Origin of the sequence: Micromonospora sp. CA-248260 (assembly GCF_050942205.1) — a bacterium.
GTDB lineage: Bacteria > Actinomycetota > Actinomycetes > Mycobacteriales > Micromonosporaceae > Micromonospora > Micromonospora antibiotica.
The window spans coordinates 1,516,291-1,537,791 of sequence record NZ_CP192021.1 but is presented as its reverse complement, the minus strand read 5'-3'; the positions used below and the strand labels follow the sequence as shown (position 1 = coordinate 1,537,791).

General features: G+C 73.1%; 19 protein-coding genes and 1 pseudogene. 7 read left to right on the top strand and 13 right to left on the bottom strand.

Translation table 11 applies throughout. The features are described 5' to 3' along the window. Positions 1-63: 63 nt before the first annotated feature. The 5 genes from ACQP2H_RS07095 to ACQP2H_RS07075 all read right to left on the bottom strand — a co-directional run bounded on the left by ACQP2H_RS07095 (position 64) and on the right by ACQP2H_RS07075 (position 4,778). Positions 64-1,143 (bottom strand): amidohydrolase family protein, encoded by a 1,080-nt coding sequence (locus ACQP2H_RS07095; RefSeq protein WP_219468309.1) that lies wholly within the window; start codon positions 1,141-1,143, stop codon positions 64-66. Between the two features lie 18 nt (positions 1,144-1,161). Further along, the gene (locus tag ACQP2H_RS07090) at positions 1,162-1,743 is read right to left on the bottom strand and encodes a Uma2 family endonuclease (RefSeq protein ID WP_433231707.1); all 582 of its coding nucleotides are present in this window, start codon (positions 1,741-1,743) and stop codon (positions 1,162-1,164) included. 68 nt (positions 1,744-1,811) lie between these two features. Continuing rightward, complete coding sequence (gene ffh / locus ACQP2H_RS07085; RefSeq protein ID WP_208567196.1) at positions 1,812-3,368, bottom strand: signal recognition particle protein; 1,557 nt, start codon at positions 3,366-3,368, stop codon at positions 1,812-1,814. 175 nt (positions 3,369-3,543) lie between these two features. Next, complete coding sequence (locus tag ACQP2H_RS07080) at positions 3,544-4,200, bottom strand: response regulator transcription factor (RefSeq protein WP_219468303.1); 657 nt, start codon at positions 4,198-4,200, stop codon at positions 3,544-3,546. After that, complete coding sequence (locus ACQP2H_RS07075; RefSeq protein ID WP_433231704.1) at positions 4,197-4,778, bottom strand: sensor histidine kinase; 582 nt, start codon at positions 4,776-4,778, stop codon at positions 4,197-4,199. The genes ACQP2H_RS07080 and ACQP2H_RS07075 overlap by 4 nt, the downstream gene beginning before the upstream one ends. Between ACQP2H_RS07075 and ACQP2H_RS07070 the strand changes: the two genes are divergently transcribed. Continuing rightward, the gene (locus ACQP2H_RS07070; protein ID WP_433231701.1) at positions 4,767-5,042 is read left to right on the top strand and encodes a hypothetical protein; all 276 of its coding nucleotides are present in this window, start codon (positions 4,767-4,769) and stop codon (positions 5,040-5,042) included. The genes ACQP2H_RS07075 and ACQP2H_RS07070 overlap by 12 nt on opposite strands. Here ACQP2H_RS07070 and ACQP2H_RS07065 read toward each other — a convergent pair. The 8 genes and pseudogenes from ACQP2H_RS07065 to ftsY form a co-directional block, all read right to left on the bottom strand. Next, positions 4,946-5,323, bottom strand: a pseudogene (locus tag ACQP2H_RS07065) (DUF7134 domain-containing protein); the annotation flags it as partial. The gene ACQP2H_RS07070 and the pseudogene ACQP2H_RS07065 overlap by 97 nt on opposite strands. Before the next feature lie 19 nt (positions 5,324-5,342). Continuing rightward, entirely contained in the window at positions 5,343-6,164 is an 822-nt protein-coding gene (locus tag ACQP2H_RS07060; RefSeq protein ID WP_219468297.1) for an ABC transporter permease subunit, read from the bottom strand. After that, positions 6,154-7,056 carry an ABC transporter ATP-binding protein gene (locus ACQP2H_RS07055; protein ID WP_219468294.1) on the bottom strand — a complete coding sequence of 301 codons (903 nt, stop codon included), beginning with the start codon at positions 7,054-7,056 and terminating at the stop codon, positions 6,154-6,156. Before ACQP2H_RS07055 ends, ACQP2H_RS07060 begins: the two co-directional genes overlap by 11 nt. 126 nt (positions 7,057-7,182) lie before the next feature. Further along, a complete protein-coding gene (locus ACQP2H_RS07050; protein WP_219468292.1) occupies positions 7,183-9,507 on the bottom strand; it encodes a [protein-PII] uridylyltransferase in 2,325 nt (774 codons plus the stop codon). Positions 9,508-9,520: 13 nt separating this feature from the next. After that, complete coding sequence (locus tag ACQP2H_RS07045) at positions 9,521-9,859, bottom strand: P-II family nitrogen regulator (RefSeq protein ID WP_067307311.1); 339 nt, start codon at positions 9,857-9,859, stop codon at positions 9,521-9,523. Positions 9,860-9,884: 25 nt separating this feature from the next. After that, positions 9,885-11,297: an ammonium transporter gene (locus ACQP2H_RS07040; protein ID WP_208567198.1), complete on the bottom strand. Its 1,413-nt coding sequence runs from the start codon at positions 11,295-11,297 to the stop codon at positions 9,885-9,887. A 340-nt stretch (positions 11,298-11,637) separates the two neighbouring features. Beyond that, positions 11,638-12,501, bottom strand: a complete 864-nt coding sequence (locus tag ACQP2H_RS07035) for a phosphotransferase (protein WP_172898393.1) — start codon at positions 12,499-12,501, stop codon at positions 11,638-11,640. A 7-nt stretch (positions 12,502-12,508) separates the two neighbouring features. Next, the gene (gene ftsY, locus ACQP2H_RS07030) at positions 12,509-13,690 is read right to left on the bottom strand and encodes a signal recognition particle-docking protein FtsY (RefSeq protein ID WP_357534564.1); all 1,182 of its coding nucleotides are present in this window, start codon (positions 13,688-13,690) and stop codon (positions 12,509-12,511) included. A gap of 148 nt (positions 13,691-13,838) precedes the next feature. On the opposite strand from ftsY, the gene ACQP2H_RS07025 reads away from it, so the two are divergent. From ACQP2H_RS07025 to ACQP2H_RS07000, 6 genes are all read left to right on the top strand, one after another. Further along, positions 13,839-15,551: an alkaline phosphatase D family protein gene (locus ACQP2H_RS07025; protein WP_363820350.1), complete on the top strand. Its 1,713-nt coding sequence runs from the start codon at positions 13,839-13,841 to the stop codon at positions 15,549-15,551. A gap of 23 nt (positions 15,552-15,574) precedes the next feature. After that, entirely contained in the window at positions 15,575-16,012 is a 438-nt protein-coding gene (locus ACQP2H_RS07020) for a MarR family winged helix-turn-helix transcriptional regulator (protein ID WP_307826066.1), read from the top strand. Between the two features lie 261 nt (positions 16,013-16,273). After that, positions 16,274-17,893, top strand: a complete 1,620-nt coding sequence (locus ACQP2H_RS07015; RefSeq protein ID WP_219468280.1) for an MDR family MFS transporter — start codon at positions 16,274-16,276, stop codon at positions 17,891-17,893. Further along, positions 17,890-18,381 carry a universal stress protein gene (locus ACQP2H_RS07010; RefSeq protein ID WP_219468277.1) on the top strand — a complete coding sequence of 164 codons (492 nt, stop codon included), beginning with the start codon at positions 17,890-17,892 and terminating at the stop codon, positions 18,379-18,381. Before ACQP2H_RS07015 ends, ACQP2H_RS07010 begins: the two co-directional genes overlap by 4 nt. A 126-nt stretch (positions 18,382-18,507) precedes the next feature. Continuing rightward, positions 18,508-19,029, top strand: coding sequence for a DinB family protein (locus tag ACQP2H_RS07005; protein ID WP_433231693.1), 522 nt, complete (start codon positions 18,508-18,510; stop codon positions 19,027-19,029). A gap of 169 nt (positions 19,030-19,198) precedes the next feature. Further along, positions 19,199-21,487, top strand: a complete 2,289-nt coding sequence (locus ACQP2H_RS07000; protein WP_433231691.1) for a tetratricopeptide repeat protein — start codon at positions 19,199-19,201, stop codon at positions 21,485-21,487. Positions 21,488-21,501: the final 14 nt, after the last annotated feature.

Below are 21,501 nucleotides of genomic sequence, written 5' to 3'. Positions count from 1 at the left end.
CAGCATCCGTGGCCGTCGACCACCGTCGTCGGCGGGCGGGCCGGCCGCGGGCGACCCGGCCGGTCAGCGGACCACCCGGCCGCGCAGGACGATCCGGCTGGGCGCCCGGACCACCCGCAGGTCGCGGCGCGGATCCTCGGGGTAGACGACCAGGTCCGCCAGGCCGCCCTCGACCAGGCCGGGGAAGCCGAGCCACTGTCGGGCCCGCCAGGAGGCGGCGGCGAGGACGTCCACGGCGGGCATGCGGGCCTGCTCGTGCAGCAGCAGCATCTCCTCTGCGGCCAGCCCGTGGTCGATGCCGCCGCCCGCGTCGGTGCCCACGTAGATCGGCACCCCGGCCTCGTGGGCGGCGCGCACCACCTCGGGGAAGCGGTCGCGCAGGGCGAGCATGTGGTCGGCGTAGCCGGGGAACTTGGGGCGGGCCGCGGCGGCGATGCCTCCGAAGGTCCGAATGTTGATCATCGTGGGGACCAGCGCGGTGCCCTGCCGGGCCATCAGGTCGATCAGGTCGAGGCTCAGCCCGGTGCCGTGCTCCACCGAGTCCACCCCGGCGCGCACCATGATCTCCACGGCCGACTCGCTGAACGTGTGCACCGCGGCGCGTACCCCGGCGGCGTGTGCGGCGGCCACGGCGGCGGCCATCGTGTCGGCGTCCCAGGCCGGGGCGAGGTCGCCGACGCCCCGGTCGATCCAGTCGCCGACCAGCTTGACCCAGCCGTTGCCGGCGGCGGCCTGCGCGGTGACCGTCGCGGCCACCTCCGCCGCGTCGACCTCCAGGCCGATGTCGCGCAGGTAGCGCCTCGGTGGGGCGACGTGCCGCCCGGCGCGGGCCAGTCGCGGCAGGTCCGGTTCGTCGTCGAGTTCGGGGTACGGGTACGGCGAGCCGGCGTCGCGCAGCGCGAGCACCCCGGCGTCCCGGTCGGTACGGGCCAACGTACGGGCCTGGTCGAGGGAGGTGACCGGGGTGGCACCCCGGGCGATGCCGAGGTGGCAGTGGGCGTCGACCAGTCCGGGCAGCACGAACCCGGAGTCGGCGACCGTCTCGGCATCGGGCACCGGGTCGAAGGTGACCCGGTCGCCGTCGAGCCAGACGTCCCGGACCTCGTCGTCGGGCAGGAGCACACCGCGCACATGCAGAGCCATGCGCACAGTCCTACCCGATCACGGCCCCTCGGGGGCGAGCAGGTCGTTCTTCCGGGCGGTCAACGCCGGCAGGTCGACCGAGACCTTCCACGGCTGCTCGGTGACGAACAGGTCCTCGGTGTGGGTGAGCTGCTCGTAGTCGCGGCCGCCGGGACCGAGCGCGTACTCGGTCAGCGTGATCCGGTCCTGGAGCGGGTCGACCACCCAGTACGAACGCACTCCGGCGTGCGCGTAGACCTTCGCCTTGTCGTACATGTCGCGGAAGGTGGAGGTGGGTGACACCACCTCCACGGCGAGCAGAGCGTCCTCGACGGGCAGCGGGCTACGAGTAGCGTTCCCCCGCCGGACCACGACGACGTCCGGCCGGGGCTCGTTGCGTCGGTCCACCCGCATCGAGAGATCGATTCCGACCTGGTATTCCCTCGGGCAGTTCACTCGAAGAGCGAGCAGCAGCTCGACGCACATGTCTTGGTGCAGCAGAGTCGGCGACGGCACGATCAACCTTCCGTTGATCAGTTCGTACGGAAGGTCCTTCGGCAGGTCGCCGAGGTCGTCGACCGTCCACTCGTGCCGTTCGGGCAGGATCGGGGCTGCGGTCATGACATCTCCTCCCAGGGGGCGGAACCACCCTAAGCGCCCGCCCCGTCGCCCACCGTAACCGACACGCGTCAGCGGGGCCGGTTGTCGCCCCTGCCGAGCTTGTTGAAGTCGATCTTCGGAAGCTTGAAGCCCGGCGGCAGGCCCTGGCCGCCCGCCAGGTCGTTCGGGTCCATCCCCGGCGGGAGCTGCGGCATGCCACCCGGGAAGCCGCCCGGCAGCCCGGCGCCCGCGCCGCTACGCGGCCGGTTGCCGCCCTTGGTGCCCTTGCGCTTGTTCTTCGGCGACTTGGTGGCCTTGCGCCGGCCCCCGCCGGGCAGGCCCATCATGCCGCCCATCTGCTTCATCATCTTCTGCGCGTCGGCGAAGCGGTTGAGCAGCTGGTTGACGTCCATGACGGTCACCCCGGAACCACCGGCGATACGGGCCCGCCGGGACCCGTTGATGATCTTCGGGTTGGTCCGCTCGGCCGGGGTCATCGACCGGATGATCGCGGTGACCCGGTCGAAGTGCTTGTCGTCCAGCTCGGCGAGCTGGTCCTTCATCTGCCCCATGCCGGGCATCATGGCCAGCACGTTGGCGATCGGGCCCATCCGCCGCACCGCGATGAGCTGGTCGAGGAAGTCCTCCAGGGTGAACTGCTCACCGCCCATCAGCTTGGCGGTCATCTTCTCCTTCTGATCGGTGTCGAAGGCCTGTTCGGCCTGCTCGATCAGAGTGAGGACGTCGCCCATGCCGAGGATCCGGCTGGCCATCCGGTCGGGGTGGAAGACGTCGAAGTCCTCCAGCTTTTCACCGGTGGAGGCGAACAGGATCGGCTGGCCGGTGACCTCGCGTACCGACAGTGCGGCGCCACCCCGGGCGTCGCCGTCGAGCTTGGACAGCACCACGCCGGTGATGCCGACGCCGTCGCGGAACGCCTCGGCGGTGCGGACCGCGTCCTGACCGACCATCGCGTCGATGACGAAGATGACCTCGTCGGGGTCGACCGCGTCGCGGATGTCGGCGGCCTGCTGCATCATCTCGGCGTCGATGCCGAGCCGGCCGGCGGTGTCGACGATGACGATGTCCCGGGCGGCCCGCTTGGCGTGCTCGATCGAGGCGCGGGCGACCTGCACCGGGTCACCGGTGCCGTTGCCGGGCTCCGGGGCGTACACCTCGACGCCGGCGCGGCCACCGAGCACCTGGAGCTGCCCGACGGCGTTGGGACGCTGGAGGTCGGCGGCGACCAGCAGCGGCTGGTGCCCCTGCGCCTTGAGCCAGCGGGCCAGCTTGCCGGCGAGGGTGGTCTTACCGGAACCCTGGAGGCCGGCCAGCATGATCACGGTCGGCGGCTGCTTGGCGAACTGGAGCCGGCGGCCCTCGCCGCCGAGCACGTTGATCAGCTCTTCGTTGACGATCTTGACGATCTGCTGGGCCGGGTTGAGCGCCTGGGAGACCTCCGCGCTGCGGGCCCGCTCCTTGACGTTGGTGATGAAGCCCTTGACCACCGGCAGCGCGACGTCCGCCTCCAGCAGCGCCAGCCGGATCTCACGGGCGGTGGCGTCGATGTCGGCATCGGTGAGCCGGCCCTTGCCCCGGAGCTTGGTGAAGATTCCGGACAGGCGGTCACTCAAGGTGTCAAACACGCGAACATCCCGTTTGTCGTCAGCGGCGGGCACAGGTGCGGCCGGGCCGGCTGTCCAGCCCACCGTTAGGGTAGCCCGCCGGCCGCACGCCCGCTCCGGCCCCGCACGCCACGCCCCGCGCCACGCCGAAGGCAGCGGACGCGCGTTTCCCCACCCCCCGCCGGCACCACCCGGGTCAGGACACCACCAGTCCCGACTGGTAGGCGAAGACCACCAGTTGGGCCCGGTCCCGGGTACCCAGCTTGACCATGGCCCGGCTGACATGGGTACGCGCGGTGGCCGGGCTGACCCACAGCCGGTCGGCGATCTCGGCGTTGCTCAACCCCTCGCCGACCAGGGCCACCACCTCGCGCTCCCGGTGGGTGAGCGACCCCAGCCGGGGATGCGGACGCGGGACCCGGGCCGGGCGGGTGGCGAACTCCCGCACCACCCGCCTGGTCACCGACGGCGACAGCAGCGCCTCACCCTCGGCGACCAGGCGGATCGCCCGCAGCAGCTCGACCGGGCGGGTGTCCTTGGTGAGAAAACCGCTGGCCCCGTGCCGGAGGGCGTCAAAGACGTACTCGTCCAGCTCGAACGTGGTCAGCACCACCACCCGGGTACCGGCCAGCGTCGGATCCCCGACGATGCGCCGGGTGGCCTCGATGCCGTCGACGCCGGGCATCCGCACGTCCATCAACACCACGTCGGGGCGTTCCCGACGGGCCACCTCCACGGCGGCGAGCCCGTCGGCGGCCTCCCCGACGACGGTCAGGTCGTCCTCGCTCTCCACCAGCGTCCGCAACCCGATCCGGACCAGGTCCTGGTCGTCGGCGAGCAGCACCCGGATCATGCGACCTCCCGCGTCGGCAGCGTGGCGTACACCCGGAAACCGCCGGACGCGGCCGGCCCGGCGCTGAAGGTACCGCCCAGCGCGGTGACCCGCTCCCGCATGCCGGCCAGACCGAAACCGGTGGACGGCTCGGGCACGGCGGGCCGGCCCCGGCCAGTGTCGGTGACCTCCACCGTGACCTCGTCCTCGGCATAGCCGATGCGGACCTCGGCGGTGGCCGGCCCGGCGTGCCGCAGCACATTGGTCAGCGCCTCCTGCGCCACCCGGTACACGGCGAGGTCCACCGCCACCGGCAGTAGCCGCGGCGTCCCGGTCGTCGCCACGGCCACCGACACGCCGGTGCCGGCCAGCCGCTCGCGCAACTGCGTGAGCTGGGCCAGCCCGGGTGTCGGCCCGCGCCCGCCGACCGCCTCCTCGCGGCGCACCACGGTGAGGGTGACCCGCAGCTCGTCCAGGGCCGCCTTGCTGGTCCGGCTGATCGCGGTGAGCGCCGTCTCGGCCTGCTCCGGCCGGCGCGCGAGCAGGTGCAGCGCGATCTCGGCCTGGAGGTGGATCGCGGCGAGGCCATGGCCCACCACGTCGTGCACCTCGCGGGCCACCCGCAGCCGCTCCGCGTCGGCCAGCCGGCGGGCCTCGTCCGCCCGCCCCCGGCGGCGCCCTCCCGGCTCAGCCGCACCGCCGCCCCCACCGCGAACGGCACCACCACCCACGCGGCGACCGGCATCAACGCGACCGGGCCGAGTGGACGCACGCCGACGAACACCTGGACCAGCAGCGCCGCCAGCACGACCGCGCCGGCCGTCGCCGCGACGCGGACCGGCCGGTGCGCAGCCACCGTGTAGACCGCCACCAGGAACGACAGCAGGATCGGCCCGTACGGCTGCCCGAGCACCAGGTAGCCGGTGGTCGCGGCGGCGGCCACCGCCAGCGTGGCCGCCGGCCAGCGCCGGCGCACCGCCACCACGAGCGCCGCCACCACGACCAGCGGGTAGGCGCCCGGGCCTGCGGGCACGCCCTGGTTCAGGCCGGCCGGCGCGGTGCCGACCAACCCGATCGCCAGCAGGACCAGGGCGAGCAGGCCGTCGAGGAGCCACCGTCCCCGGTCCCCGCTCTCACGCGCCACGTCCCTCCCCCGTCCCGGCTCAGCCGATGTCCCGCCGGCGCAGCAGCACCGCGCCGACCGCCGCGAAACCCACCAGGTACGCGGTGACCACCAGCGCCGCCTGCCCACCACCGACCGTGGCCGCGACGCCGGGGGTGTCGCCGGGCGCACCCAACGCGGCCACCAGCGCCCCGGCGTTCGGGCCGGGCAGCCCCAGTTGAGCCGTCGCCACCCAGTCGACAAGCGGCGCGGCGATCGCGGCGAGCAGATTCTGCACGACGAGCATCCACACCAGTCCCAGGCCGACCGGCAGCGCCACCGCACGCAGCGCGACCGCCAGTACGGCACCGAGCATGGCCCACATGGTGGCGATGAGCCAGCCCGCGCCGATACCGGTCACCAGGTCACCGGTCGACGGCCAACGCACCGGCTGTCCCTCGACGGACGCGATGAGCGCGGCGGCCACCGCGCCGACCACGAACACCGCCAGCACCACGGCCAGCGCGGCGACCGCGAGGGTGAGCAGCTTGCCGCCGTACACCTGGAGCCGGGTGGGTCCCTGGGTGAGCAGGGTCTTCCAGGTCCCCCAGCCGTACTCCCCGCCGACCGTGAGCACGCCGAGGATCAGCAGGATCGCGCCGAGGAAGATCGGCAACCCGCCGAGGGAGTTGCCGACCAGGTGGTCGGGGAGCATCGCGGGCAGCGCCCGGTCGGTGTTCGGTCCGTCGGCGTCGCCGGCCACCCCGGCGTACGGGAAGAGGTAGGTGAAGATCAGCGAGAGCGCCAGCGCGACGGCCAGCAGCAGCCAGCCGGCCGGGCGTCGGACCAGCTTGACCAGTTCGGCGCGGAAACTACGCGACATCGGCCGTCCCCTTTCCCACCAGGTCGAAGAAGACCTCCTCCAGATCCCGTTCCCGGGGCCGCAGTTCGCGTACGGCCAGGCCGGCACCGACCAGTTCGGTGTTCAGCCACGCCGCCCGCTCCGGCTCGACCGAAAGCTCCAGTCCACCGTCGACGATCCGGACCCGGTCGACGCCGACGAGTTCCCGGGCCCGGGCCGCCGCCTCGTCCAACGGGTCGGCGAGCAGTCGCAGCCCGGCCGCGCCACGCAACTCCGCGACGCTGCCCTCGGCCACCAGTGCACCCCGGGCGAGCACACCGACCCGGTCGCAGACCTGCTCGACCTCGCCGAGCAGGTGGCTGGAGACCAGCACGGTGCGACCGGCCGCGCCGAGCCGCCGGATCAACGTCCGCATGTCCGCCATGCCGGCCGGGTCCAGGCCGTTCGTCGGCTCGTCCAGGATCAGCAGCGGCGGGTCCTTGAGCAGGGCGGCGGCTACCCCGAGCCGCTGTTTCATGCCCAACGAGTAGCCGGCGTACCGGTCGCCCGCCCGGTCGGCGAGGTCGACCAGGCCGAGGACCGCGTCGACCCGGTCCGCCCCGACCCCGGCGAGGCGGGCCAGCACCCGCAGGTTCTCCCGCCCGGACAGGTACGGGTAGAAGGCCGGCCCCTCGATCAGCGCGCCGACACCGGCGAGCCACCCCGCACCAGGCGTACGGCCGAACAGCCGCACCGCCCCGGTGCTGGGACGGACCAGGCCCAGCAGCATGCGCAGGGTGGTGGTCTTACCGGCGCCGTTGGGGCCGAGGAAGCCGTACACCTCGCCGGCCCGGACGGTCAGGTCGAGATCCCGCACGGCGGTCAGTCCGCCGTACCGCTTGGTGAGCGCTTCGGTCTGCACTGGCAGGTTCATGCCCCGAGGATCGCGTCGCCGGGCCTTCGGCGCGTCGGCCCGGCGGCGGCTCCCGGCATACGTCGACGGGCGTACCGCACTGCCCGGAAGTTGCCCGGCAAGGCCGGGAGAGACGGCGGCGCGGTCCTACACGGCGGCGAGGACGGCGGCCTCGATGTGGGCCCGCTGCTCGTCCGACGGCCAACCACCGACCAGGTAGAACGCGTCGACCACGTCACCGCCGAGGGTGGAGATCCGGGCGGCGCGCACCTGCGCCCCGGCCTCGTCCAACGCGCAGGTGACCCGGTAGAGCAGGCCCGCCGCGTCGGCGGCGCGCAGCTCCAGCAGGACCGCGTCGGTGGCCGCCTCCCGGTGCCAGACCACCCTCGGCGCGGCACCCTGGCTGCGCGCGGCGAGCGCCCGGCCCCGCAGCCGCTGGGTGACCGAGACGTCGCCGGTGACCGCGCGGCGCAGGTCGGCACTGAGCGCGATCGGGTCCGGGGCCATCCCGTAGCGCGGCTGCACCCGGCACTCGACCAGGGCCCGGTCGTCGACCGTGGCGGCGTCCGCCGAGATCACGTCCAGCCGGTGCAGGGCCAGGCAGCCGGCCACCGTGGCGAGCAGTCCCCGCCGGTCGGCTGCGGCCACCGCCACCCGGTCGTCGGTCAGGTGCACGACCGGCAGCGGCCCGGCGACCAGCGCCGGGTCGGGGTCCGGCGGGGCGGGCACCACGCCGGTGTCCAGGGTGGTCCGTACCCGGGCGACCAGCTCGGCGATCAGCCGCCCCTTCCAGCCGGACCAGGCGGCCGGGCCGGTGGCGGCGGCGTCGGCCAGCACCAGGGCGTGCAGCAGCTCCAGGGTGGTGGTGTCACCGACCCGCTCGGCCACCCCGGCGATCGTCTTCGGGTCGGACAGGTCGCGGCGGGTGGCCACGTCGGGCAGCAGCAGGTGCAGCCGGACCAGCGTGCCGATCAACGCCGCCTCCCCGGCGGGCAGGCCGATCCGGGTGGCCACCGCCTGGGCGAGCGGGGCACCGACGGTCGAGTGGTCGCCGTCCAGCCCCTTGCCGATGTCGTGCAGGAACGCGCCGATCAGCAGCAGGTCGGGGCGCTCGACGTCACGGGTGTGCCGGCTCGCCTCGTACGCGGCCTGCACCAGGTGCCGGTCGAGGGTGAACCGGTGCACCGGGTTGTGCTGCGGCAGGCTGCGCAGCCGGGTCCACTCGGGCAGCCAGCCGTCGATCAGGCCGTACCGGTCGCAGGTCTCCCAGGCGGGCACCAGGCCGGGGCCGGCACCGAGCAGGGTGACGAACGCGGACCGGGCGGCCGGTGGCCAGGGCGCGGGCAGCGGCGGGCAGTACGCGGCCAGCCACTCGCAGGTGGCCCGGGCGATCGGCAGTCGGGTGGTGGCGGCGGCGGCGGCGATCCGCAGCGACAGGCTCGGGTCGGGGCGGGCCCCGATGGCGGTCCGGGCGAGCACCAGCTCCCCGTCGTGCTCGACGACGTCCCGGGCCACCGGGCGGCGCAGCGGCCGGCCGTCGGCGCCCCGGCGGCGGCCGGAGCGGAGCCGGTCGGCGGCCCGCCAGGCGTCGTCGAGGGCGTGGCTGACGGTGCGGGCGTCACCGGCGACCCGGCGCAGCAGGGCGTCGCCGTCGCCGGTCTCCGCCCGCGTCCCGGCGTCGGTGGCCTCCGGGGTCGGCTGGCGCAGGCCGAGCAGCGCGGCCACCCCGGCGCGTTCCTGGGCGACCAGCCGGTCGACCCGGCGGCCCACCTGCCGGTGCAGGGCGTCGCGGGTGTCCAGCAGCCGCAGGTGGGCGGCGCGGACGGCGGGGCGCAGCGCGTCGGTGATCCCGGCGGTGGCGATGGCCCGCAGGATGCCCACGTCGCGCAGCCCGCCGGCGGCCTCCTTCAGGTCGCCTTCGAGCAGGAAGGCCAGTTCACCGTGGGTACGCCAGCGCACCTCGGTGATCTCCCGCAGGGCGGGCAGCTGGCGTACGGCAGTCCGCCGCCAGTGGTCGGTGGCGGTGCGGGTGAGGGTGTCGGCCAGCGCCGGGTCACCGGCGACGAAGCGGGCGTCGAGCAGGGCCAGGGCGACCTTGACGTCGTCCTGGGCCACCGACAGCGCCTCGGCGAGGGTACGCACCGAGTGGTCGAGCCGGACCCCGGCGTCCCAGATCGGGTACCACAGCGAGGCGGCCAGCTCGTCCACCCCGGCCACCCCGGCGTGCAGCAGCACCAGGTCGAGGTCGCCGTACGGGGCGCACTGTCGACGGCCGAGTCCACCGACGGCGATCAGCGCGATGCCCTCCCGCTTCGGCAGCAGCCCGCGCAGCCAGGTGTCGAAGGCCTCCGCCCGGCCCACCCGGGCCGGTTCCCCGATCCCCGCCGGGACCCCGACGACCCCGTCGACCAAGAGGTTCCCGTCTCCGTTTCCGGTGTCATCCGACGTGTTCCTCTTGATCGACGGGGTCATCTGGGGGGTCCTCCTACAGGGCGTCGAGGCCGCGTTCGCCGGTACGGACCCGGACGACCTCTTCCACGCCGGTCACCCAGACCTTGCCGTCACCGATCTTGCCGGTCCGGGCGGCGGCCACGATCGCGTCGACGACCTTGTCGACGTCCATCTCGTCGGTGAGCACCTCGACCCGGATCTTGGGCAGGAACTCGACCGTGTACTCGGCACCCCGGTAGACCTCGGTGTGCCCCTTCTGACGTCCGTACCCCTGGACCTCGCTGACGGTCAGGCCGGCCACGCCGAGGGCGTGCAGGGCCTCCTTCACCGCGTCCAGTTGGTACGGCTTGATGACCGCGGTCACCAGCTTCATGTCCAAGCCCTCCATTCTCCGAACGTTAACCGGCGACCTTCTCGTCCACGGGCGCGGTGGCCGGTTCGGGGGCCCCCGGGGAGGCCGGCTTCGCGCCGCCGGGGGTGATCCCGGCCATCGCGAACGCACCGCCACCGGCACCGCCGGTGCTCGGGGACAGGTCGTAACCGCTCTCCGCGTGCTCGCTGATGTCGATGCCCTCGACCTCGTCGTCGGCCTTGACCCGGAAACCGAGGGTCTTGTCGATGACGAAGGCGAGCACCCAGGCGACACCGAACGACCAGGCGGTCACGATCAGGCCGGCGAGGGCCTGGCGGCCGAACTGGGTGACGCCGCCGCCGTAGAACAGGCCGTCGGAGGCGCCGACCACGTCGCTGATCGCGGCGTTGACCGAGTTGGTGGCGAACAGGCCGAGCCAGAGCGACCCGATCCAGCCACCGACGAAGTGCACGCCGACCACGTCGAGCGAGTCGTCGTAGCCGAGCTTGTACTTCAGGCTGATGGCCAGGGCGCAGACCACACCGGCGACGATGCCGAGCAGGACCGCCGCCCAGGGGGCGATGAACCCACAGGCCGGGGTGATGGCGACCAGACCGGCGACGGCACCGGACGAGGCACCGACCATGGTCGGCTTCTTGTCCTTGATCCACTCCACCGCGATCCAGCCGAGCACCGCAGCGGCGGTGGCGAGCTGGGTGTTGATGAAGGCCAGCCCGGCGACCGAGTCGACGGTGAGCTCCGACCCGGCGTTGAAGCCGAACCAGCCGAACCACAGCAGGCCGGCGCCGAGCGCGACCAGCGGGATGTTGTGCGGCTTCATGCCCTCACGCGGCCAGCCCAGCCGCTTGCCGAGCACCAGGGCGACGGCGAGAGCCGCCGCACCGGCGTTGATGTGCACCGCGGTACCACCGGCGAAGTCCAACGCGTGGATCTTGGCACCGATGATGCCGCCGCCCCACACCCAGTGGGCGACCGGGAAGTAGACCAGGGTGGCCCAGCCGAAGGCGAACAGCAGCCAGCCGCCGAACTTGGCCCGGTCGGAGATCGCGCCGCTGATCAGCGCGACGGTGATCACCGCGAAGACCATCTGGAACGCCATGAACACGTACAGCGGGACGCCGATGCCGCTGGGGTTCTCCGCCGTGGCGCCCCACAGGTCGGTCTCGGCGAGGAAGGTCTTGGTGCCCAGGTAGGCACCGGGGTCGCCCCAGAAACCGTTGACGTCGGTCCCGAAGGCGATGCTGAAACCGTAGAACCACCACAGAACAGAGATGAGCCCGATGGCGGAGAAGCTCATCATCATCATGTTGAGCACGCCCTTGGCCCGGTTGAGGCCGCCGTAGAACAGCGCCAGTCCCGGGGTCATGAGCAGCACGAGAGCGGTCGAAACCAGCAGCCAAACGGTGTTGCCGCCGTCGATCGTCGGTGCTTCAGGCACGCTGGCCTCCTAAAGGTGAAGTTCCCTCCTTCGCGGCTTCCGGGGCAGCGTCGCCCGTACGCCGGTTGGGCGGAAGCTTGGTCGGCGGCTGTTTCCTGGACCGACACCCCTCGATTTCCGACACGTGACGGGTTGTTTCCGGCGTGTGAAGAACCTCGATCATGAAAACCGGGAAACGAAAGAGTGGCCGTCCGGTGACGAACGGCCGCTCTTTCCCCGATGGCGGCTGATCGCCGGGGTGGTCCGGGTGGTGGGCGCGTGGGGTGACCGGGCCCGGCTCGCGTGGGGCCGCCGGGCCGGGCGCGCGGGACGCGCCGGGCGCGCACCGGCCCCGAGCGGGTCAGCGGAGGGCGTGCTCCAGGGCGTGCCGTTCGTAGTCGAGCAGGCGCAGGTCGCGCATCGGGCGCCGAAGGTGACCCTTGTGCACGATCCGGACGAACGCCGGCTCCCCCGCCGCGGCCATCCGCCGGATGCCCTCCACGTGGTCGACGATCCGCTTGCGGATGGTCCGGATCAGCCGGTGCCGGTCCCGGGGGATCAGCCCGTACGCGTCGGCGAACAGCCGCAGCCGGCGGGGGCGGTCCGGGTGCTTCCAGCCGAGCGTGATCGAGTCCCGGTCGGCGAAGATCGGCACCCAGGTCCACGCCGCGTACGCCACGTCGTAGATCCGGGCCCCGGGCGAGGCGAGGTCGAAGTCGATCAGGCCGAGAGTGCCGTCGGGCCGCCAGATCACGTTGTGCGGGGCGGCGTCGTGGTGGCAGATCACCTCGGTGTCCGGTGGCGGCGGCCCGAACGAGCGCCAGACCGCGCCGGGCGGCGGGGCGAAACCGTACTGGGCGTCGTGGAACATCCGCAGCATGGTGGCCACCGTCACCAGCGCCTCGTCGGTGACCCAGTGCGGGGCCAGCGGGTACTCCCCGCACTCCCCTTCGAGGTAGGACAGCACCTCCCGGTTGCGCTCGTCCATCCCCAGCGCCCGGGGAGCGCCGGTGAACCCGACGTACTCCAGGTGGCGCAGGAGGGCGTGCACCGAGGGCGTCCACGGGCCGGCGTTGCGCCGGACGGTGTCGCCGACCCGGACCACGGTGCTCACGTTCCCGCCGTGCAGCGGGATCTCCTGCGAGGTCACGTACGGTCTCCCCAGGCCCGGCGCCGCATGGCGGGGGTCACGCCACCCGGCGTACGCGCGATCGTCGTTGCTCACCGCGAGGTTACGCGTCCCGGGCGAGCGGCTCGGTGCCGAGCAGCGCGTCGACGAACTGCGCCGGGTCGAACGGGGCCAGATCGTCCGCGCCCTCGCCGAGACCGACCAGCTTGACCGGGATGCCGAGCTTGCGCTGGACGGCGATCACGATGCCGCCCTTGGCCGTCCCGTCGAGCTTGGTCAGCACCACGCCCGTCACGTTCACCACCTCGGTGAAGACCCGGGCCTGTTCCAGCCCGTTCTGCCCGGTGGTGGCGTCCAGGATCAGCAGCGTCTCGTCGATCGGGCCGTGCTTCTCCACCACCCGCTTGACCTTGCCCAGCTCGTCCATCAGGCCGATCTTGTTCTGCAACCGGCCGGCGGTGTCGATGAGCACGGTGTCGGTGCCGGCGTCGATGCCCCGGCGGACCGCGTCGAAGGCCACGCTGGCCGGGTCGGCGCCCTCGGCGCCCCGGACCGTCTCGGCGCCCACCCGGCCGCCCCAGGTCTCCAGCTGGTCGGCGGCGGCGGCGCGGAAGGTGTCGGCCGCGCCGAGGGTGACCGAGCGGCCGTCGGCGACCAGCACCCGGGCGATCTTGCCGCAGGTGGTGGTCTTGCCGGCGCCGTTGACCCCGACCACCAGCAGCACCGCCGGCATGCCGTCGCGGCCGGTGGTGCGCAACGAGCGGTCCAGTCCCGGGTCGAGGGCGGTGACCAGCTCGGTGGCGAGCAGGTCGCGCAGCTCACCGGCGGAGCGGGTGCCGAGCACCCGGGTCCGCTCGCGGAGCCGGTCGACGATGTCCCGGGTGGCGTCGATGCCGACGTCGGCGGTGATCAGGCTGTCCTCGATCTCCTCCCAGGCGTCCTCGTCGAGGTGGTCGCGGGCGAGCAGGCCGAGCAGGCCCTTGCCGAAGGCGTTCTGCGAGCGGGCCAGCCGCGACCGCAGCCGGACCAGCCGGCCCGCGGTCGGCTCGGGGACCTCCAGCGGTGGGGCCGTGACCACCGGCGGCTCGACCAGGACACCGGTGGACAGGTCGGACTCCGCCGCCTCGACGGGTGGCCCGGCGAGGTCCTCCTCGGCCCGGGTGTCGACCTCGGTCTGCGGCAGCGGGGGTGCGGCACGCCGACGCAGCCGGGGCACGACCAGGCCGAGGCCGCCGAGGATCAGCACGCCGAGCAGGGCCAGTGCGACGAGGAGGTAGTCCGTCATGCCGAAATCCTGTCAGATGCCGGCGACGGCGTCCCACTCACCGCCTCCGGAGCTGAGCGAGCTGCGGGTACGCTCGCCGCTGCCGGGGGTGACCCACCCACCCACGGGGTAGAAAAGATGAAACGTCCTCTCCTCGGAGGTGCCACCCATGCCTGAGCCCCGTCTGCTCATCGGCCCGTTGCTGCGCCGGGTCGTCGGCACCCGGGCGACGGTGTGGGTGGAGACCAGCGGGCCCGCGGTGGTCACCGTCCGCACGGCCGACGGCGCCACCGGCTCCGCGCCGACCTTCTCCGCGTACGAGCACCACTACGCGCTGGTGGTGGTGGAGGGGCTCACCCCGGACCACACCACCAGCTACGAGGTGCTTGTCGACGACGAGCTGGTCTGGCCGGTGGCCCGGGACGGCTTCCCGCCCAGCGTGATCCGGACCAGGGCGGCCGACGACCAGGACCAGCCGGTCAGCCTGATCTTCGGGTCGTGCCGGGAGACCACCCAGCACAACACCACCCGCAAGCTGCCCCCGGACGCGCTTGACGCGTACGCCCGGCGGTTGATGGCCGCGCCCGACCCGGACGACCTGCCCGACCTGCTGGTGCTGCTCGGCGACCAGGTCTATGCCGACGTCACCTCGCCCACGGTCAAACGGTTGCTCAAGCGGCGTCGGCGGCGGCCGAAGGACGCCCCGGCCGACCAGGTGGTCAGCTTCGACGAGTACACCAAGCTCTATCTGGAGTCGTGGCGCGACCCGGAGATCCGCTGGCTGCTGTCCACGGTGCCGAGCGTGATGATCTTCGACGACCACGAGGTGATCGACGACTGGAACACCTCGAAGTCGTGGCGGGCCGACATGCGCGAGCAGGCCTGGTGGGCCGAGCGGATCCGCAGCGGCCTGGCCTCCTACTGGGTCTACCAGCACCTGGGCAACCTCGCCCCGGACGAGATCGCCGCCGACCCGCTCTATGCCAAGGTGGTCGCCGCCGAGGACGCCACCGCGGTGCTGCGCGAGTTCGGCGAGCGGGTGGACTCCGAGGCCGACGAGGCGCACGACACCGAACGCTGGCGGGCCGTGCAGTACCAGTGGAGCTACGCGCTGGACCTGGGCCGGACCCGGCTGGTCATGCTGGACAACCGGTGCAGCCGGGTGCTCGAACCGGGCGTCCGGTCGATGCTGCCCGCCGGTGAGTGGTCCTGGTTCCTGGACCGGGCCCACGGGGTCTACGACCACCTGGTGATCGGCGCGTCGCTGCCCTGGCTGCTGCCGCCGGGCATCCACCACGTGGAGGCGTGGAACGAGAAACTGGCCGACTCCGGCCGGCCGTGGGTCGCCGGGCTGGCCGAGAAGCTGCGCCGGGCGCTCGACCTGGAGCACTGGGCCGCGTTCCGCCGTTCGTTCGACGCCCTCGGCGCGCTGTTCGTGCGGCTGGGCAGCGGCACCCCGGCCAGCACCGGGGACCGGATCGGCGCGGGGCCCGCGTACCCGGCGCCGGCGTCGATCAGCGTGCTCTCCGGCGACGTGCACCACTCGTACGTGGCCCGCGCCCGGTTCGACGACCCGGCGGTGCGTACCCCGGTGCACCAGCTCACCTGTTCCCCGATCCACAACCAGGTGCCGGCGGCGATGCGCCCGCTGATGAAGCTGGGCTGGAGCGCCGGACCGGCGGCGGCCACCCGGGCGCTGGCCCGCTCCGCCGGGGTACGCCGCCCGACGGTGCGCTGGAAGAAGCTGGCCGGCCCGTACTTCGGCAACGCGGTGAGCACGCTGCGGCACACCGGGCGGGAGGCGGTGGTGCTGATCGAGGGCACCACCAGCGACGGGCACCTGCGTGAGGTGGCCCGGCAGCGGCTCTCCTCGGCGAAGTGACCTCCGCCACGTACCCTCGTGCCGTGGACGATCATCTGCCCGAGACGCTGCGCGTGTTGGAGCACGAACTCACGGCGCTGCTCCGCCGGGGCCGGGCACTGTCCTGGGAGATCGCCCGGGAGGTGCACCCCAACCTGGAGCCGAACGCGTACGGCCTGCTGCTGTGGTTGCGCCGGTCCGGGTCGACCCGACTGACCGACCTGGCCGCTGAGCTGGGCATCGGCAAGGGCACGCTGAGCCGGCAGATCCAGGGGCTGGAGGCGCTGGGCCTGGTGCGCCGCGATCCGGACCCGGTCGACCGGCGGGCGGCGCAGCTGCGGCTGACCGAGGAGGGCACCCGGCGGTTCGACGCCGCCCGGTCCGCCCGGATGGACCAGATCAACCGGTCGATGGAGACCTGGCCGAAGCGGGACGTCGAGGAGTTCGCCCGCCTGATGCACCGGTTCAACGAGACCTTCTGACCCTGTCGCGCCACTCCCCGGCTCCGGCGGGCGTCACCTGCTGACCCCGTTGCGGCCCGGCGGTGCGACGCGCCGACCCCGCCGCACCCCGGCCCGGCCCGACCCCGCCGCGCCCCGGCCCCGCCGCGCCCCGGCCCGACCCCGCCCGGCCCGGCCTGGGGTCAAGGGAATAGAGCCAGGTCACCTCCGGTTGTTGCTTGGGGCAACGAACGCTTACGGTTGCCCGAGGCACCCTTTTCACCACCAGCGGAGGCAACGACGATGACCCAGGCGACAGCGCCCACCCGGGCGACCGGCGTCGAGATGACCCACCGGCAGATCCTGGAGGCCCTCTCCGGACTGCTGCTGGGCATGTTCGTCGCGATCCTCTCCTCCACGGTCGTCTCCAACGCGCTGCCGCGGATCATCACCGAACTCAAGGGCGGCCAGTCCGCCTACACGTGGGTGGTCACCTCGACCCTGCTGGCGACCACCGCGACCACCCCGATCTGGGGCAAGCTCGCCGACCTGACCAGCAAGAAGCTGCTGGTCCAGCTCTCCCTGGCCATCTTCGTGCTGGGCTCCGTGCTGGCCGGCCTGTCCCAGTCCACCGAGCAGCTCATCGCCTGCCGGGTGCTCCAGGGCGTCGGCGCGGGCGGCCTCACCGCCCTGGCCCAGGTGATCATGGCGACGATGATCGCGCCCCGCGAGCGCGGCCGGTACAGCGGCTACCTCGGCGCGGTGCTGGCCGTCGGCACCATCGGCGGCCCGCTGATCGGCGGCGTCATCGTCGACACCTCCTGGCTCGGCTGGCGCTGGTGCTTCTACGTCGGCGTGCCGTTCGCCATCGCCGCCCTGGTGGTGCTCCAGAAGACCCTGCACCTGCCGGTCGTCAGGCGCCAGGTGAAGATCGACTGGTGGGGCGCGACCCTGATCACCGCCGCCGTGTCGCTGCTGCTGATCTGGGTCACCCTGGCCGGCGACAAGTACGACTGGATCTCCGGGCAGAGCGCCGCCATGGTGATCGGCGCGATCGCCCTCGGCGTGCTCGCCGTCCGCGTCGAGAACCGGGCCAGCGAGCCGATGATCCCGCCGAGGCTGTTCCGCAACCGGACCATCACCCTCGCCGTCGTCGCCAGCATCGCCGTCGGCGTCGGGATGTTCGGCGCATCGGTCTTCCTCGGCCAGTACTTCCAGATCAGCCGGGGCGAGAGCCCGACCATGTCCGGTCTGATGACCATGCCGATGATCCTCGGCCTGCTGATCTCCTCCGTCGTCGTCGGCCGGATCATCACCCGGACCGGCCGCTGGAAGCGCTACCTGGTCGCCGGATCGGCGCTGCTCACCGCCGGCTTCGCGCTGATGGGCACGATCCGCTACGACACCCCCTACTGGCACCTGTCCATCTACATGGCGCTGATCGGGCTCGGGCTCGGCATGACCATGCAGAACCTCGTCCTCGCCGTGCAGAACACCGTCGACGCCCACGAACTCGGCGCGGCCAGCTCGGTGGTGGCGTTCTTCCGCAGCCTCGGCGGCGCGGTCGGCGTGTCCGTGCTCGGCGCGGTCCTCAGCCACCGGGTCAAGGACTACATCGCCGACGGACTCACCGCGCTGGGCATCCCGGCCACCGGCTCGGGCAGCGGCGGCGTGCTGCCCAACGTGCACACCCTGCCGGGGCCGATCCGGACCGTGGTGGAGAGCGCCTACGGCCACGGCGCGGGTGACATCTTCCTGGTCGCCGCCCCGTTCGGGCTGATCTCCCTGATCGCGGTGATCTTCATCAAGGAGATCCCGCTACGCCAGCACACCGGGGACGCCCGGACCGACACCGTCGCGCAGGAGTCCACCGTCGCGGCGGCTGCCGGGGCGGCGGTGGTCCGCACCGGGACCGACCGGTGAGCGTCCCCGTCGAGCGTGAGCAGTACGGCCCGCAGGCCCGCCCGCAGGAGTTCGAGCGGGGCACCGACGGACCCCGGGTCGTGCTGGTCGGGGTCGACGGCAGCCGCACCTCGCTACGGGCCGCCTCCTACGCGGCAGGGCTGGCCCGTCGACAGGGCGCCGGACTGGTGGTGGTCTTCGTCAGCGCACCGGCCGGCTACACCAGCCTGATGCCCGGGGTGGTGGCCGGGGCGGTCCAGCAGACCCACGACGAACTCGCCGACGACCTGCGACAGGAGTGCCGCCGGGGCGCGGAGGAACTGGGGCTGCCGGTGACGTTCCTGTGCCGGCGCGGCGACGCGTACACCGAGTTGCGGGCGGCAGCCGACGAGTCCCGGGCGGACCTGGTGGTGGTCGGCTCCTCCGAGCAGGCCGGGCACCGGCTGGTCGGTTCCGTCGCCACCCGCCTGGTCCGCACCGGCCGCTGGCCGGTCCTCGTCGTCCCCTGACCGGGGCAGGGTCGGCGACCGCCGCCTGCGCCGGGTCGTCGCCGGGCATCCGGGCCGGGTGGTGCCGCCGACGACGCGACGAATAACGGTCGCGGAATGTCGGACCGGGCGACGAGGATGCCGGGCATGACCTGGCGAGCACCGGACATCACCCGGACCCCTGAACTCCCCGTCGGCGACGAGCGGGCCATGCTGGAGAGCTGGCTCGACTACCACCGGCAGACCCTGCTGCTCAAGTGTGCCGGGCTCACCGGCGAGCAGTTGCGCACCCCGAGCGTGCCGCCGTCCGAGCTCACCCTGCTCGGCCTGGTCCGGCACCTGGGCGAGGTGGAGGCCTGGTGGTTCCGGGAGAACTTCGCCGGGCAGCAGGTCGACTACCCATACGGTTCCGTGGACGACCCGGACGCCGACCTCGACGTGAGCCACGCCGACGCCGAGGCCGACTTCGCCACCTACCACGAGCAGGTCGAGCTGGCCCGGGCCGCCGCCGTGGGCCGCTCGCTCGACGAGACGTTCACCGAGGTCGGCACCAAGGGGCGGACCTTCAGCCTGCGCTGGGTCTACCTGCACCTGATCGAGGAGTACGCCCGGCACAACGGTCACGCCGACCTGCTCCGGGAACGCCTCGACGGGGTCACCGGCGAGTGACCCCGTCGCCGGTCGGCGCGGCCCACCCGTCCGCCGGCCGGCCCGACCCCGGCCTGGGGTGTTGCGGGCACCCGTCGTGACCAGATGACCGGACATCACCATCCGTGAGGCCGCAGGAGCGCTCCGGAGCACCGATGAGCGGCGTGCGTCCACACGGGATGATGGAGACATGGGTGAGGTCTTCCGCCGTCGCCCGCCCGGCCGGCGGGCGGTGATGTTGCTGCTGGCGGCGTTGCTGGCTGCCGCCGTGGCCATCGTGCTGCTGCGTCGTCCCGTCGATGGCGCAGCGCTGCGCCCCGGCTGGGCCGGCACCGAGCAGGCCGGTTGGATCGCCGGCATCGTCAGCGCGGTGTTCTCCCTGGTCGGCACCATCGCCGCCGTGCAGGCGCTGCGGGTCGGCCGAGCCGACCGTGCCCCGGCGACCGGCCGTCTGGTGCAGGTCGGACGGCTGCCGCAGTCCGCGTCCTGGTTCCAGGACCGACGTGCGCAGCTGGACCTGACCCGCGTCGCCCGGACCGGCCGCACCGCAGTGCTCACCCAGGTGCTCTCCGGGATGGGCGGTGTCGGCAAGACCCAACTCGCGGCCCAGTTCGCCCGACGCCTGGCCCACACCGGCGAACTCGACCTGCTGGTCTGGATCACCGCCATCAGCCGGGACGCCATCCTCGCCGGTTACGCCCAGGCTGCCTGGCAACTACGTCTGGTCGATCCGACGGTGGACCTGGAGCAGGCCGCCGCGACACTGCTGAACTGGTGCGAACGCACCGACCGCCGCTGGCTGGTGGTGCTGGACAACCTCGACACGCCGGCCCACGCGGCCGGCTGGTGGCCGCCCGCCAACCGCCACGGGCGCACGATCGTCACCACCCGCCGACGTGACGCCGTCCTCGCCGCCGAGGGTCGCGTCCTGGTCGAGGTGGGGCTCTTCAGCGAGGCCGAGGCCGCAGGCTACCTGCACCGGGCCATCGCCGACCCGGGTCGGCTGGCCGAGGCCGGTCAACTCGCCGCCGACCTCGGCCATCTGCCGCTGGCCGTCGCCCAGGCCGCCGCCTTCATCCGGGACCGGGGGCTCGACTGCGCCGGTTACCGCCGGCTGCTCACCGACCGCCGACGGCGGCTCGACGAGTTGGTGCCCCAGCCGGACGCCCTCCCCGACGACCACCGGGCCACGGTGGCGGCGACCTGGGCGCTGTCCATCGACGCCGCCGACGCGGCGGCCCCCGCCGGCCTGGCCCGGCCGGTGCTGAATCTGGTCGCGCTGCTGGACCCCAACGGCGTCCCCACCACCCTGCTCACCACCACGGCCGTACTGGCCTATCTGACCGAGGCACGCGGCACCGACGACGTCGTCGGGGTGGACGACGTGGGTCGCGCCCTGCACAACCTGCACCGGCTCAACCTGATCACGCACGACCCGCACGGTGGCAGCCTGCGGGTGCACGCGCTGGTGCAGCGCGCCGCACGGGATCAGCTCACCGGCGACCAGCTCAGCCGGGCCACCCGGACCGCCGCCGCCGCGCTGCTGGACCAGTGGCCCGAGAGCGAGACCCGCCCGGCCCTCAGTCAGGCGTTCCGGGCGAACACCGTCGCGCTCCGTGATCATGTCGGTGACCTGCTGCTCCGCGACGAATCTCGGGACGTGTTGATCAGCCTCTACAGCAGCCTGGGTGACGCCGGGCTGGTCAGGGCCGCCAGCGACGGCCTGGATCGGACCATCGCCGACTCGCTGCGGCTGTACGGGCCGGACCACGCCGGAACACTCAACTTCCGTTTTCTGCACGCCTTCCACCGGGGTTGGGGCGGAGATGCCGCCGGGGCGGCGGACGAATTCGTCACGCTCGCCGCCGACTGCATCCGGGTGCTGGGCCCGGACGCCCCGCTCACATTGACCACCCGGCACAACATCGCCTTCTGGCGGGGCGAGGCGGGCGATCCCGCCGGGGCCGCCGAAGCCACCGCCGAGGTCTTCGCCGACCGCCTACGGGTGAACGGCCCGGACCACCCCGAGACACTGAACTCCCGGGGAAGCCTGGCCTGGCTACGGGGACAGGCCGGTGATCCGGCCGGTGCGGTCGTCGCGCTCCGTGAGCTGCTCGCCGACTGCCATCGGCTGCTGGGCCCCGAGCACGACGTGACCCTGAAAGCCCGCAACGGCCTGGCCTTCCAGCTCGGCGTCACCGGTGAGCACGCCGCCGCGGTGAGCGAGACGCGGGCACTGGTCGCGGACTACATCCGGGTGCTCGGCGCCGAGCATCCGCAGACCCTGTCCGCGCAACGGAACCTGGCCTCGTGGCGGGGGCACGCAGGGGATCCGGCGGGTGCCGCCGACGCCCTGGAGCAGTTGCTGGCCACCTGTCTGCGGGTGGTCGGCCCGGACCATCCGCTCACCGCCGAAGCCGCCGAGGCCCTGACGTACTGGCGACAGCAGAGCCAGCCCCACGACGTCAGCGACGGATGACCCCCGCCGCCCGG

Excerpts from the sequence above, each read along its gene's own strand:
- ACQP2H_RS07000 (WP_433231691.1), top strand. The coding sequence starts at position 19,199 with ATGGGTGAGGTCTTCCGCCGTCGCCCGCCCGGCCGGCGGGCGGTGATG.
- ACQP2H_RS07095 (WP_219468309.1), bottom strand. The coding sequence starts at position 1,143 with ATGGCTCTGCATGTGCGCGGTGTGCTCCTGCCCGACGACGAGGTCCGG.
- ACQP2H_RS07025 (WP_363820350.1), top strand. The coding sequence starts at position 13,839 with ATGCCTGAGCCCCGTCTGCTCATCGGCCCGTTGCTGCGCCGGGTCGTC.
- ACQP2H_RS07060 (WP_219468297.1), bottom strand. The coding sequence starts at position 6,164 with ATGTCGCGTAGTTTCCGCGCCGAACTGGTCAAGCTGGTCCGACGCCCG.
- ACQP2H_RS07070 (WP_433231701.1), top strand. The coding sequence starts at position 4,767 with ATGGCCCACCACGTCGTGCACCTCGCGGGCCACCCGCAGCCGCTCCGC.
- ACQP2H_RS07055 (WP_219468294.1), bottom strand. The coding sequence starts at position 7,056 with ATGAACCTGCCAGTGCAGACCGAAGCGCTCACCAAGCGGTACGGCGGA.
- ftsY (WP_357534564.1), bottom strand. The coding sequence starts at position 13,690 with ATGACGGACTACCTCCTCGTCGCACTGGCCCTGCTCGGCGTGCTGATC.
- ACQP2H_RS07090 (WP_433231707.1), bottom strand. The coding sequence starts at position 1,743 with ATGACCGCAGCCCCGATCCTGCCCGAACGGCACGAGTGGACGGTCGAC.
- ACQP2H_RS07050 (WP_219468292.1), bottom strand. The coding sequence starts at position 9,507 with ATGACCCCGTCGATCAAGAGGAACACGTCGGATGACACCGGAAACGGA.
- ACQP2H_RS07080 (WP_219468303.1), bottom strand. The coding sequence starts at position 4,200 with ATGATCCGGGTGCTGCTCGCCGACGACCAGGACCTGGTCCGGATCGGG.
- ACQP2H_RS07015 (WP_219468280.1), top strand. The coding sequence starts at position 16,274 with ATGACCCAGGCGACAGCGCCCACCCGGGCGACCGGCGTCGAGATGACC.
- ACQP2H_RS07005 (WP_433231693.1), top strand. The coding sequence starts at position 18,508 with ATGACCTGGCGAGCACCGGACATCACCCGGACCCCTGAACTCCCCGTC.
- ACQP2H_RS07045 (WP_067307311.1), bottom strand. The coding sequence starts at position 9,859 with ATGAAGCTGGTGACCGCGGTCATCAAGCCGTACCAACTGGACGCGGTG.